Below are 13,231 nucleotides of genomic sequence, written 5' to 3'. Positions count from 1 at the left end.
CTCCCTGAACCTTACCAGCGGTAGCGCAGGGTCGCGTAGACCGTGCGCGGCAAGCCGTAATAGCAGCTCGTGTAGCCGTTACACCCACTGACGTAGCGCTCGTCGAGGAGGTTGGTGGCGTTGACCTGCATGGAGAAGCCCTGGAGCGAGGGATCGAGATACTTCAGGTCGTAGGAGGCCGTCGCATCCACCAGCACGCTCTCGGGCACCTTGAAGGTGTTGGCGGCGTCGCCCCAGGACGGTCCGAGGTAGCGCACGCCGCCGCCGATCTCGAGGCCGAGCAGCGGCCCGTCGAGGAAGCGGTAGGTCGCCAGCAGCGAGGCGGTCTTGTCCGGCACCAGCACGGGACGGCGGCCTTCGAGGGCCACGTTCTGCTGGGTTAGGTCGTTCAGGGTCCTGCCGTCGTCGCGTACGTTGCGGGCGTCGAGAACCGAGAAGCCGCCGATGAGGCTGAGACCTTCGGCGAGGTTCGCCCGTGCCTCGAACTCGAAGCCCTGCACGCCGACCTGCCCGGTCTGCAGCACGAAGCCGGTGGGACGGCCAAGCGTCGTATCGGCTGTGGTCCGGTTCGACTGACGAATGTCGAAGGCCGCCGCGGTGAGCAGGATGTCGGTGCCGGGGGGCTGATACTTGATGCCGGCCTCGTACTGATCGCTCAGCTGGGGGTTGGGGATGCGTCCGACGGTGCCGAAGGCGGGGTCGAAGACTCGTCCCGAGACGATGGGCTCGAAGGCCTGGCTGTAGGACACGTACGGGGCGACGCCCGAATCGAACAGGTAGAGCAGGCTCGCCCGGCCGGTGAAGGCATCGGCCGGCGCATCCTGAAGGGTCAGGGTGCTGGTGTTGTTCGCCAGGTTGAAGGACCGGGTCGGACCGGTCTGGCTCGCGACATCGTAGCGTCCGCCCAACGTGAGGACGAGACGGTCGAACTTCGCTTGGTCCTGGAAGTAGACGCCGGTCTGCTGCGCATCGACACGCGATGCGGTGTTGAAGGCCGGGAACGCGATGTTCATCGCGTAGTCCGGCGCGAGGGCGTTGAGGCTCGGCGCCGTCGGGAACGGCGTCCCGAGGGTCCGGGTGCTGAAGGTACGGTGGTCGACGCCCACCAAGGCCGTATGGGCGATGAAGCCCGTGTCGAAGGTCATCACCGCGTTGGTGTCCATGGTGTAGGCTTCGGCATCGACCTGTGTGCCGATGACCGCGCGCGGCAACAGCGGGCCGGACGCGAAGGGCCCGTTGAGTGGGCTGAAGGCGCTATAGACGCTGCGGTAGTCGCCCTGCGTGCGCAGGTACCGGCCGGCGGAGTGGAACCGGAGGTTCTCGTTCACGCGGTGGTCGAACAGGTACTCGATGGAGGCCTGGGTGCGGTCGGAGCGCTCGATGTTGCGGTCGCCGTCGTAGAAGTTGACGGGGAGGCGACCGATGACGCCGCTGCCGAAGTTGCGCGGGAACACCGTGCCGACCGCCGGGAAGCCGCCGTAGAAGCCCGAGAACGGATCGCGCTGGTAGTTGCCGATGATGGTCAGCGAGGTGTCGGAGGACGGGCGCCACGTCACGCTCGGGTTGATCAGCACACGCTCGACGCGTGTCGTGTCCACGGGGCCGTCGCCGTTCCAGCCGAAGCCGACGATGCGATAGGCGAACTGGTCGGCAAGACCGGGCACGTCGGAATGGATTGGGCCGCCGACATCGACGCCGCCGCGGACCTCGTTGAATCCCCCGCCCTGCACGAAGATCTCGCCGTGCTCCACGAAGCGCGGCACCTTCGAGACGAGGTTGACGATGCCGCCCGGACCCGACTGGCCGTAGAGCACCGAAGCCGGGCCCTTGATGACGTCGATGCGCTCCAAGCGGTAGGGATCGACACTGGCGTTGGCATCGCGCCCACCGAGCAGCGCCATGCCGTCGAGGAAGACCGGAGCGTTGAAGCCGCGAATGAGGAACTGTTCGAGGCGGGTCGAGCCGGCTCCGCCGCGTTGCTCCGTGGTGACGCCGGGCGTGTAGCGCAGCGCTTGGTTGATGGTCAGCGCGTTGGCGTCCTCGATCTGCTTGCGCCCGATCACCGAGACCGATTGCGCCGTCTCCAGGATCGGCGTGTCGGTCTTCGTGGCGACCACGCTGCGAGAGGCGACGTAACCCGGCACGGCTCCGAGGGCGCCCCCCGGATCGGTTCCGGCGACGGCCGGCCCGCGGCCAACCCCCTCGACGGACAGGGTATCGAGCGTCACGGTCTGGGCAGCGGGCTGAGCAGAAGCCCCGCCGGCGGACAGGCCGATCATGGCGACGCTCGAAAGCAACACCAGGACAATCAAGCGTTGACCGCTCGGTTGAATCTGCATCTCGCAAGACTTCGCAGGAACGTGATCCACGGGATTTCTGACTCGCACTGGAACTCGATGAACGCCTGCGCCGGATTGGAATAGTTCTACTTGAGGCATCGGCGCACTCTTTTCATTGGCCATGGCGGCCGAGCGCTGCAAGCGCTATGTTCTGGATCTATTCCAAATCCAAAATACAAAATCACGCCTCGTCCGGGTCTGTGCCCTCCTCCATGCGCGGCCTCTAACTGGCGGCTGCGACGGGGGCGCCGGTTCTGCCTGCACAACGTGCGTCCGCGCGATACCAGAGCGGATCCCGGTGCGGCGGCCTGCACCGAGTCGGCTCGATATGCCCGGGACCGGTACGGCGGTTTCGTGACTGGAACGAGCGTATTCGCCCAGGAAAAAAGCTCTCGCCCGCCTCAAGGCTGAGGTTTCCCTACATCGTCATCGGCTCGGTTTTCGGTGTCGCCGATGCATTTATGCATCGCCCAGGTGACGCCAGCGGTAGACAACTTTTGATTGGCCGAACGCGAAGTTCACCGGCCGGTGGTTTCGATCAGACAACCATCCAACGATGCGTGCCCCCACCGTGCCCCTGAATTTCACCGGTCGGTCTACCTGGCACGTCGATGCCGAGGGATGTCCTGACGACCGCGTTCAGAACGCCAGCTTCATCCCACTGCCGATGTTGCGTGGGGCACCGGCGAGGAGCGAGCCGGGCGTGGCGGCGAGCACCGCGGCCGCGTTCTGCAGGCAGGTTCGGGGATCGACGCTGTTGGCGAGGTTCTGGGCCGAGGCCGCGTAGGTGCGGTCGAGGAGGTTGCGGGCTTCGAGATAGAGGATGACTCGCTTGGCATACGGGCCGGGCAGATCGACGGCGTAAGGCACGCCGGCGTTGAGGATCATGTCGCCTGGGGGTCGTCAGCAGATCGGCGCTGTCGCGGAAGGCCCCGTCCTGGGCCACGGCCTCGACGAACGTTCCGAACCCATTGAATGGGCCACCGGCCTGCTCGTAGCCGAGCCGCGCCAGCCCGTAGTGGTTGTCCGGGGTCGGTGCCGACTTCGTAGCCGTCGATCTCGCGGCCCGTCCGGGTGCGCAGGGCGATGGCGCCGCCGGTGGAATAGTTGCCGAACAGCGCCGATTGCGACCCCCGGAACACGTCGATGCGTTCGGAGGTGCGAGGATCGACAGGGTCGAGGCGCGACACGCCATCGGGCTGGATCAGGGGAAAGCCGTCTTCCAGAGCGACGGTGTTGCGCATGACGCGTGCGGCGCGGGGGGCTGCCGCGGATGTGCGCGGAATGGTGTCGCCGTTCATCAATCTCCACGGCTTGGTGCTGCCAGCGAGCGGGAACGCCCTGTTTCGGGATCTTCTGCAATCTCTGGCGCGCACTGGTGCGACCACGGGAGACCGGACGGAGGCGACCGCCACCGCGACCTTAGGCGCCCTGCTTGGCACGACCCTGGGAGTCAGTGCTGGAAACGTGAGCGGCATGCCGCTTTTTGATGCAGCAAAGCGCAGCCAGATGCCCGGCTCCATCGAAGCGAACCTCGCTCGCCTCGATCTCACCGCCGAGTTGATCGCGTTGCGGACGGGTGTGTCGCGCAGCGTGCTATACCGCATGTTCGAGCCCCTCGGCGGCTTCGCGACTCGGGTGCGGCATCGCCGGCATCCACCCGATGCGCCGGGCCCTGTCCCGTGGGGACGACGTGCGTTCCATCCGGGAGGTCGCCTGGACCAGCGGCTTCACCAGTGCGAGCCACGCCAATCGCAGTTTCCGGGAGGCGTTCGGGATGACGCCGGGCGAGTTCCGCCAGTGCATCGTGGTCGCTGGTGCAGGTCCTGCCCGCGATGCTTCGCCGAAAGCGAGCTTCAAGCGCTGGTTCGTCGAGGTCCGCTGATCCGTCTCCGCGAAGGCGGACCGCATGTTTGGGATGTATCGCGACCAGAATGGACCGTTGAGGCAACGCCACACGATTGCTGCGTTCCCGACCGATCCCTAGAAGAAGCCTCTCCACCGCTGGGCAGGCCTATACTTCTCGGCGTTCCGAGGAGTGTGTCCCGTGTATCGTCTTCAAATAAGATCCGCCGACGCGATGGTTTGGCGTGCCCCCCAGACCCTCGAAACCTCGCTCCTCGCCGACGCGATGCAACTGGCCGATCGGCTGGCCCGGGCCTGCCGCTGGACAGCGCCGCCGAGCCGCAATGCGACGCGGACCTGGGTCGTCGAACTCACCGGTGAGACCGGCGGCACCTTCTATCGCGCCCCGGTACTTCAGGCCTGAAGCCGCCAGTCCCGTTTCACTCATCGATCGTTGCCGGCCGGCGGATTGGTGCCATCGTCTCGCATAGGATGTTTCCGCCCATGGCTCGCCTCACGAAGACACTTCTCGTTCTCGGTCCCCTTCTGGTTCCGACCGTCGCGCAAGCGGATCCCTCGGCGATCCGCGAAGTTCTCAAGCGGTCCTGTACGGGGGATTACCTCGAGCATTGCGGCGACCACGCGCCGGGTGGTCCTGAGGTGGAGGCCTGCTTCCGGGAGAACATCAAGAAGCTCACGCCCGCCTGCGCTTCGGCGATCACGGCCTACAAGCGCGAGCAGAAGGTCAAGCGCGCGACGGAAGTGCATTGACACGGGCACCCGTCGCAGGCGCCGTCGCCTGACCGGAGAGTCCAGGGGTCGGTCCGGTGACCCGTTCCACCCCGTTCGGGCCGTGGGAGCGGTGGCATGACCCTTGATGACAGGTTGGTGCGCGCATGGATGCCGCCCCTCGCGGCGCTGCGACCGCGACAATCTGGAGACGAGTATGAAGCGTGAAGACCTCACCGAGAAGCTCCTCGACATCAAGCGCGAGAAGGGCTGGACCTGGAAGCATATTCAGGCCGAGATCGGTGGCATTTCGCCGATCCTGATCACTGCCGCGTGCATGGGGCAGATGAAGCTGCCGAAGGCACAGGCGGCGAAGGCGGCGGCCCTGTTCGGCCTCACCCAGGCCGAGGAGCGGATGCTCAACGAGGCACCGTATCGCGGCTCGATTCCGCAGATGCCCCCCACCGACCCCCTGATCTACCGCTTCTACGAACTGGTGATGGTTTACGGTACCACCTGGAAGGAGCTGATCCAGGAGGATTTCGGCGACGGCATCATGTCGGCCATCGACTTCAACATGACCATGGAGCGTGAGCCGAACAACAAGGGCGACCGGGTGAAGATGAATCTCTCGGGTAAGTTCCTGCCCTACAAATATTACGACAACGAGGACGGTGTGCCCGAGTACGGGTTCAAGGAAAGCTGAAATCGCGCACTCGATAGCGAGAGGCGGGGTCCGGGCGTTCGACCGGATGCACGCCTCCCGCAACCGCAGTCAGGCGGCGAGCCGGACCGGACCGCCTTCGATCAACCGTGCGATATCCTTGGCCGGTTGCGGCGGATGGAACAGGAAACCCTGTACATCGGTGCAGCCCGCCGCCCGCACGAAGGCCAACTGCTCCTCCGTCTCGACGCCCTCGGCGGTCACCCGGGCTCCGAGATCCACCGCCAGCGCCACGATCGCGCGCGTGATGGCGACGGTCCGTGGATTCGACATGCCGACCACGAAAGACCGGTCGATCTTGATGGTGTCGAAACTGAAGTTGTGCAGGTAGCTCAGGCTCGAATACCCGGTTCCAAAGTCGTCGAGGGCGATGCGGACCCCGAGTTTGCGCAGGCGCCGCATGGTCCGGCTCACCGTTTCGGTCTTCTGCATCAGGATCGTCTCGGTGATCTCGAGTTCGAGGCGGTGCGGTGGCAGGCCCGAGGCCGCGAGGGCGTGCAGGACCGTCTCTTCCATGCTGATCTGCTGGAATTGCAGCGCCGAGACGTTGACCGCGACCCGCACGTGGTCGGGCCACGCGGCCGCCTCCCGGCAGGCTTCCTTCAGGACCCAGGCGCCGAGGGAGATGATGAGGCCGCTCTCCTCGGCCAGCGGAATGAACTCGCTCGGCGCCAGTTCGCCCCTGCGGGGATGGCGCCACCGCATCAGGGCCTCGAACCCCGCGATGGTACCCGTCGCCAGGTCTACGATGGGCTGGTAGTTCAGCAGGAAGCCACCCCGCTTCATCGCGCCCTTCATCTCCGCCTTGAGGGGACCCGGCTGCGTCGACGCCGGATCGGCCGCCGGATCGTGGAAGCGGTGGGTGTTCCGCCCGGCGGCTTTCGCCTGATACAGGGCCATATCCGAGCGCTTGAACAGCGCCACGGCATCGAGGGCGCCCCCACTTTCGAGGGCGATGCCGATGCTGGCCCCGACGCTCATGCTGTGGCCGTTGAAGCCGATGGGGCGGTTGATCGCCTCGATGATGCGCCTTGCGAGGATGCTTGCATCGTCCCGCGTCTCGATCCGGCCCAGGATGATGGCGAATTCATCGCCGCCGAGGCGGGCCACCGTGTCGGTTTCACGCACGACGGCGAGGAGGCGCGCGGCGATGATCTGCAGCAGGTGGTCTCCGGCGGGATGACCGAGGGTGTCGTTCACGAGCTTGAACCGATCGAGGTCGCAGGTGAGGACGGCGACCCGGGTGCCGTGCTGCGCCGCGTAACGGGTCTCCTCCGCCAGACGTTCCCAGAACAGGGTTCGGTTGGGCAGGTCCGTCAGGGGATCGTGCAGGGCGAGATGGGCGATGCGCCGTTCATCGGCCTTGCGCTCGGTGATGTCGCGCAGGGAGGTCACGTATCCGGCCGGTGCGCCCGTCGTGGGATCGCGCGCGAGGCTCTGCGACACGTCCATGAACACCCACGTCCCGTCCTTGCGTCGGTAGCGCTGGCAGGTGGAGGCATGCTCCACCCGGCCGCTGGTGAGGTCGTCGAGGACGCGGCTGAAGTTCCCCGCATCGTCGGGATGAACGAAGTCGAGGGGTTTCGTGCCCAGCATTTCCTCGGGCGTGTAACCGAGTACCGTCCGGATGGAGGGCGAGACGTACAGACGCGTGGTATCGAGCCCCGACCACAGGATCACATCCGTAGTGGTCTCGGCCAGGAGCCGGAAGCGTTGCTCGCTATCCCGCAAGGCGCTCTCCGCCTTGAGGCGCCTGGCCGCGTCCGCCTCACCGTCGACCCGAGCCTCGTGAAGGCGCAGGTGTGCTTCGACGATGAGGGCCAGGTCCCTGAGTTGGCGCGCGTGTCGCTCGGTGAAATCCGGCCTCGGCGTACAGTCCATGATGCAGAAGGTGCCGAGGTTGAACCCGGAACCCAGGGCGAGCGGCACGCCGGCATAGAAGCGGGCATTGGGTGGCCCGGCCACGAGCGGACTTTCGGCGGATCGGGGATCTCCCGTGAGATCGTGAATGATCAGCGGTGAACCGGCTTGATTCTGGATCGTCAGATCGCAGAACGCACCCTCTCGGTCGATGCCCTCCCCGTCGACACCCCACTTGGCCTTGAACCAGACGCGCGTCTCATCGACGAGGAGCACCAAGACCATGGGCACGTCGAACATGTCGGAGGCGATGCGGCACACGGCGTCGAGATGCGGCTCGGGCGTGGACCCGAGGATGCGCAGGCGATGCAGGGCGTCCAACCGTTCCTGCTCGTGGGTGGGATGCACCATGGACATCGCGCTCCTGCCTTGCGTGTCTTGCAACCAGGCCGCAGCCTGAGTGCGAACTTCTAGCTTCGATCGAACCTGATCGATGTTAGTGCGAAGTTATGGAAGAGAAACTCGCCTTTCAGTTGATCTGCGACTATGGTTTGAAAGTGCTTAAGATCGTGAGGCTACAAGCATCGGGGCGGTCGTCGCGTGCCCCCGATGGCAGGCCGAGCGGTCGTGGTTAAGTGCCTGATCGATCTCGATCATCGCGTGGTCCGGAGGGGCACCAGAAACACAGCTGGTTGGCTCTGGCAACATCCAAGCCTTCCGTTGAAGAATGTTCGGGGATGTGGATAGCGATTCATCTGGTGATACATGTCGCCTCAGTAGCATTCGCCAGATGTACTATTTCGAGCTTTCTCGTACGCCACGAAAGGGCGCGAATCCGATGCGGATGTTGCTGCGGAGCACGGGACGTTCGACGGCTCTTGCATCGGGCAGGCGGCGCATTTGCAACGGAGGGGTGAGAACGAAGCGCCTTGTGCGCCCGTCCAGGGCATTGGCCGCTCCGTCCAATCCATTATAATTTTACACCTTTTCGAAATATCGCAAAAAAATAAACTCAACCGCTGGCGCCGTTTGCCATATCCTCCAAATCATGGCTGTTTCCCGAGCCAAATTTCAAGTTATTTGTCTTGATCTTAGCATCAGGTCATCCTGAACCAAGTTTATCTTGAGGATTGATTGCTACCTAAGTATTTTGAAGTTTACTCCAGACCGAGTGGCATGCTGGCCTTCGGGCTTATTTGCCTGTAGGAGTGCCGGTCATACCTGGGCGGGCGAAATCCGTGCACATCGAATGGCCGGTGGGCTTGGTATTCAGCGTCGACCAAGTCTCCATACACGCAAAGCTTGCATTATCCGGAGCGAGGATGTAGCAAAGACAATAATGGTGAGTTTGCGGCAAAAAGTTCGATCGGTGAATTTAACCTATGATCGGGTATCTGCTGGCGAACACCTTAATGTGAAACCCGGGTTGGATTGGCGCTTCGCTGTTTCTCCCTTACAGCTCGCCGCGGATCAGAGTTCCAGGCATGTGCGAGGCTTGGAGAACGTGATGAATGGGTTTCTGGTAACTGGACGGCGTTCGTGAAGCCAGTGACAAAGACCAAGATCGAGCAAGACGTTATGGCTGAGCCGAACAAAGAGTTTGCCGCAGGTGAGATTGGTCACCGCATCAAATCCTTGCGGCGTTCGGCTGGCCTGAGCCAAGCCAATCTCGGTAACGCGCTCGGCGTGACGTTCCAGCAGGTCCAGAAGTACGAAAGCGGTCGTAGCCGGATCGCGGCCGATAAGCTTCACCAGATCGCTCAGACGATGGGTGTCGATATCAGCTACTTTTACGATGGAAAGCCCGAGAACAGCGCAGCCGAGCGGGGCGCTTTGGCTTCTCCCGTGAGCTCGAGTGCCAATGCAGAAGATAAGATCTTCAGGGATTCGTTCGAGAAGATCCGGGATCCGCGCGCACGCTATCTCCTGTCCGAGCTTGCCCGCGTGATTTGCGAGATCGAAGCCGGACGGTAGCGTACTGAGGCCGGTCCGGCCCGCCGCGAAGTCACGGACGCGTGCGCTGGGGCGAGCGTGGTCCGCTTCACCCTCCCGTCTTGCGAGTCCCCCTCCGTTACTCCGAACCGACAGCGAGCCCCTCGGTTGCCCGAGGGGCGAAGCGGCGCGGTACTGAGCCGAACCCCCGGGCTCGCCTCAGTACCATGACCGGACGAAAGCCACGGTTCAGCGTTCCCGCCAAGCCTTGGCGACCTGATCCCCCAACGGCTTGAGGAGATACGAGAGGACCGAGCGCTCGCCGGTTTGGATGTAGGCTTCCACCGGCATGCCTGGTACGAGGCGCACCTTGCCCAGGCGCTCACGCTGTGCCTCGGGCACGCGGATCCGGGTGGTGTAGTAGCTGACCCCGGTTTTCACGTCCTGGCTCACATCCGCCGAGATGCGGGTCACGAGACCGTCGATCTCGGGTGTGACCCGCTGGTTGAAGGCGGGAAACCGTAGCACGGCCTCCTGATCGAGATGGACGTTGTCGATCTCCTGCGGCTGGATCCGCACCTCGACGGCGAGGCTGTCGTCATCGGGCACGATCAGCATCGCGGGTTCGCTCGGGACCACCAGGCCGCCGACGGTGTGCACTGTCATCTGATGCACCACGCCGTCCTGCGGCGCGCGCAGGTCGGTGCGTTTGAGCTGGTCCAGGGCCGCGACGCGCTTCTCCGCCAGCTCGGACCAGCGCCCGCGAATGTCGGCGAGTTCCTTGCCGACTTCGCCGCGCATGTCCTGATCGATCTGCAGGATCTGCAGCTCCGTCTCGGAGATCTTGCCCCGTGCCTGAGCCTGCGCGGCGATGAGCTGACCGCGCTCGCCCTTGAGACGGGCAGCATCCCGCTCCAGGGCCGTCACCCGCGAGAGGGCGACGAGGTTCTTCGCCCGTAACTCATGGACGCCTACGAGTTCGTCACCGATGAGGGTGATCTCCTGCGCCTTGGCGGCGGCCTGTTCGGTCAAGCCGCCGATCTCCTGCCGGATCTGGAGGACCCGCTGCTCCAGCTGAGCCTTCTGGCCCTCGCGCCCCGACCGCCGCGTCTCGAACAGGCGAACCTCGCCGTCGATGAGCTGGGCGACGGCGGCGTCCGCGGATCGGCGCGCGACGAGTTCGTCGGGAAACCGGATGTGCGGGGTCCCGTCCCGTTCGGCCTCGTTCCGGGCCCGGCGGGCGCTCAGCTCGTCCATGGCCTTGAGGACGATGTCGAGGTTGGCCCGAATCTGGGTCTCGTCGAGGGTGATGAGGATGTCGCCGGCGGTGACCCGGGATCCGTCGCGGACTCGGATCGTACCGACCACGCCGCCGGTCGGATGCTGGACCTTCTTCACGTCGCTCTCGACCACGAGTTGGCCCGACGCCATGACGGCTCCGTGGATGGGGGTGAAGGTGGCCCATCCGCCGACGCCGAAGACCAGCACGGAGATCACAGCGGAAACGCTGAGAAGGTGGACGCCGATGGATCGATCCGCGTCGAACGGCCGGGCACCGGCCCCGCTGGGAGACGGAACCACTGGAGTGGGGATTGTGGGATTGGGGATCGCGGAGGTCATGCGCGTGCCTTGAGGTTCGCTTGCGGGGCGGGGTCGGCCTGGACCGCGGGGGGGCGTTTCGATGCGCGGACGCTCGGCACGGCCGTCGGGCGCATCAGCTGCTTCATGATCTCGTCCTTGGGGCCGAAGGCTCGCGCCCGGCCCTCTTCCATGACGAGGAGGAGATCGACGGCCGCGAGGGCGCTCGGCCGGTGGGCGACGACGACGACGATGCCGCCGCGCTGCCGCACGCTGAGCATGGCACGGGTGAGAGCGAGCTCACCCGGCTCGTCGAGGTTGGCATTGGGTTCGTCGAGGACGACGAGGAACGGATTGCCGTAGAGCGCGCGCGCCAGCCCGATCCGCTGGCGCTGGCCGGCAGAGAGGTTCGCGCCGCTCGGTCCGATCTGGGTCTCGTAGCCCTCCGGCATCCGCAGGATGAGATCGTGCACGTCGGCCGTGCGGGCGGCGGCGATCACCGCCTCCGCATCGGGGGAGGGGGACAGCCGGGCGATGTTCGACGCGATGGTTCCGGCAAAGAGCTCGGCGTCCTGCGGGAGGTAGCCGATATGACGGCCGAGGCTGTCCGCGTGCCACTGGTCTAGGGTGGCGCTGTCGAGGCGGATCGAACCGCGGGCCGGGGTCCAGACACCCACCAGCGCACGCGCGAGGGTGGATTTGCCCGATGCGCTCGGGCCGATGATCCCGACGCCCTGACCGGCCTTCAGTCCGAAGCTCATGTCGGAAACCACCACCCGTTGGGTGCCGGGCGGCACGAGACAGGCCTGCTCCACGGTCAAGGCCTCGCGCGGGGCGGGAAGCTCCAGGGTGTCGGCCTCCGGGGCGAACCGGGTCAGGATCTCGTTGAGTCGGGCCCATCCCTGTAGGGCGGCGACGAATCCCTTCCAATGGGCGATGGCGATCTCCGCCGGGGCCAGGGCCCGGGAGACGAGGATCGACGATGCGATGATGATGCCGCCCGTGGCCTGGCCCTGGATCACCAGATAAGCGCCGAGCGCCAGGACCCCGGACTGCAGGATCATGCGAAACACCTTCGAGGCGGTGCCCAGCGCCCCGGCGATGTCCGAGACGCGGCGCTGTCGGCTGAGGTAGGATCTGCTCTCCTCGCTCCAGATCCGTGCGAGATTCCGTTGCATGCCCATGGCGTGCAGCACCTCCGCATTGTGGCGCCCCGCATCCGAGAGTTCGTTGCGGCGTGCGCCGTGCCGGGTGGCCTCGCGCTGCGGCTGCCGGGTCAGCCGGTCCGTCAGCAGGGTCAGCACCGCCAGGATCACCGCACCGGCGAAAGCCGCGAGCCCGATGAGCGGATGGAACAGGAAGCAGATCGCGAGGTAGACCGGCAGCCAAGGCAGATCGAAGAACGCCGTCGGTCCGAGGCCCGAGAGGAAATTGCGGATCTGGTCGAGATCCCGCAGCGGCAGCAACCCGTCGCCACCGGTCGGCGACTTGAGCGGGTAGCGCACGACCGCGTCGAACACGCGGGGCGCGACCGCCTCGTCGAGGGAGCATCCGATACGGGCGAGCACCCGTCCGCGGATGAGCTCGATAATCCCCTGGAACAGGAACAGGGCGAGGGCGAGGGCGCCGAGGCCGATGAGCGTCGGAATGGAACGGGCCGGGATCACACGGTCGTAGACCTCCAGCATGAAGAACGACCCCGTCAGGTACAGGACATTGACGACACCGCTCATGACCGCGACGCCGAGGAAGGCACGTCGGCAGCGCAAGAGCGCTCGCCTCAACTCGGATGTTTGATCCGCTCGCATGCCAGATCGCCTCTCGATAGTGATGATGCGGGAGTATGGCGAATGCATTCGCCTCTATATCGTTAATTTGAGCGAATTCGGTTGTGCTAATTCGCCTAGAGCAGGGATGGGCACAACCATGACGAACGGGCGACTGTTAAGACATTCCTAAAATGCCGACCCGTGAACCGGAAAATCCGAACACGATCGGCAGTTAAAATCCGATCTTTAACGTTCGTTCACAATAATTGGGACGAGTAGCGTACGGAACGGCGAAATCAGGAAAAATAATGGCTTAGCCCGGGATCGGGCTTGAGGCCGGACTGTTCTTCTGTAGGTTGATATATGCAACCGGGCCGGAGATGCTTCGACGCCCGCCGAGACGCGCACCAAGTTCATTCAGGCATCGTCATCCCCGCCCGGAGGTCCCTCCGCGG

The 13,231-nt window shown here is 64.8% G+C and carries 11 protein-coding genes; 5 read left to right on the top strand and 6 right to left on the bottom strand.

All coding sequences use genetic code 11. The features are described from left to right. Positions 1–11: 11 nt before the first annotated feature. The 3 genes from ASF27_RS19475 to ASF27_RS23290 form a co-directional block, all read right to left on the bottom strand. Positions 12–2,339 (bottom strand): TonB-dependent siderophore receptor, encoded by a 2,328-nt coding sequence (locus ASF27_RS19475; RefSeq protein WP_056362666.1) that lies wholly within the window; start codon positions 2,337–2,339, stop codon positions 12–14. Between the two features lie 639 nt (positions 2,340–2,978). Continuing rightward, positions 2,979–3,227 carry a hypothetical protein gene (locus ASF27_RS19470; protein ID WP_056362663.1) on the bottom strand — a complete coding sequence of 83 codons (249 nt, stop codon included), beginning with the start codon at positions 3,225–3,227 and terminating at the stop codon, positions 2,979–2,981. Then, on the bottom strand, positions 3,224–3,640 hold the full coding sequence (locus ASF27_RS23290) for a TonB-dependent receptor plug domain-containing protein (protein ID WP_244481059.1): 417 nt from the start codon (positions 3,638–3,640) through the stop codon (positions 3,224–3,226). Before ASF27_RS23290 ends, ASF27_RS19470 begins: the two co-directional genes overlap by 4 nt. A gap of 362 nt (positions 3,641–4,002) precedes the next feature. On the opposite strand from ASF27_RS23290, the gene ASF27_RS19465 reads away from it, so the two are divergent. The 4 genes from ASF27_RS19465 to cynS all read left to right on the top strand — a co-directional run bounded on the left by ASF27_RS19465 (position 4,003) and on the right by cynS (position 5,619). Then, the gene (locus ASF27_RS19465) at positions 4,003–4,224 is read left to right on the top strand and encodes a helix-turn-helix domain-containing protein (protein ID WP_056362660.1); all 222 of its coding nucleotides are present in this window, start codon (positions 4,003–4,005) and stop codon (positions 4,222–4,224) included. Positions 4,225–4,419: 195 nt separating this feature from the next. Continuing rightward, positions 4,420–4,608: a hypothetical protein gene (locus ASF27_RS19460; RefSeq protein WP_056362655.1), complete on the top strand. Its 189-nt coding sequence runs from the start codon at positions 4,420–4,422 to the stop codon at positions 4,606–4,608. 80 nt (positions 4,609–4,688) lie between these two features. Then, positions 4,689–4,955 carry a hypothetical protein gene (locus tag ASF27_RS19455; protein WP_056175897.1) on the top strand — a complete coding sequence of 89 codons (267 nt, stop codon included), beginning with the start codon at positions 4,689–4,691 and terminating at the stop codon, positions 4,953–4,955. Between the two features lie 175 nt (positions 4,956–5,130). Then, positions 5,131–5,619, top strand: coding sequence for a cyanase (cynS, locus tag ASF27_RS19450; protein WP_056175899.1), 489 nt, complete (start codon positions 5,131–5,133; stop codon positions 5,617–5,619). Between the two features lie 69 nt (positions 5,620–5,688). Here cynS and ASF27_RS19445 read toward each other — a convergent pair whose 3' ends face one another. After that, complete coding sequence (locus tag ASF27_RS19445) at positions 5,689–7,908, bottom strand: EAL domain-containing protein (protein WP_162238658.1); 2,220 nt, start codon at positions 7,906–7,908, stop codon at positions 5,689–5,691. A 1,128-nt stretch (positions 7,909–9,036) separates the two neighbouring features. On the opposite strand from ASF27_RS19445, the gene ASF27_RS19440 reads away from it, so the two are divergent. Beyond that, positions 9,037–9,471, top strand: coding sequence for a helix-turn-helix transcriptional regulator (locus ASF27_RS19440; protein ID WP_156368916.1), 435 nt, complete (start codon positions 9,037–9,039; stop codon positions 9,469–9,471). Positions 9,472–9,678: 207 nt separating this feature from the next. Here the strand turns inward: ASF27_RS19440 and ASF27_RS19435 are convergent, their stop codons facing one another. Next, positions 9,679–11,049: an HlyD family type I secretion periplasmic adaptor subunit gene (locus ASF27_RS19435; protein ID WP_082479362.1), complete on the bottom strand. Its 1,371-nt coding sequence runs from the start codon at positions 11,047–11,049 to the stop codon at positions 9,679–9,681. After that, a complete protein-coding gene (locus ASF27_RS19430; RefSeq protein ID WP_056362650.1) occupies positions 11,046–12,815 on the bottom strand; it encodes a type I secretion system permease/ATPase in 1,770 nt (589 codons plus the stop codon). Before ASF27_RS19430 ends, ASF27_RS19435 begins: the two co-directional genes overlap by 4 nt. Positions 12,816–13,231 lie beyond the last annotated feature (416 nt).

The sequence above is a fragment of the Methylobacterium sp. Leaf102 genome (assembly GCF_001422425.1).
Lineage (GTDB): Bacteria > Pseudomonadota > Alphaproteobacteria > Rhizobiales > Beijerinckiaceae > Methylobacterium.
The sequence above is the reverse complement of the archived record's forward strand: the minus strand, read 5'-3'. Positions and strand labels throughout refer to the sequence as shown.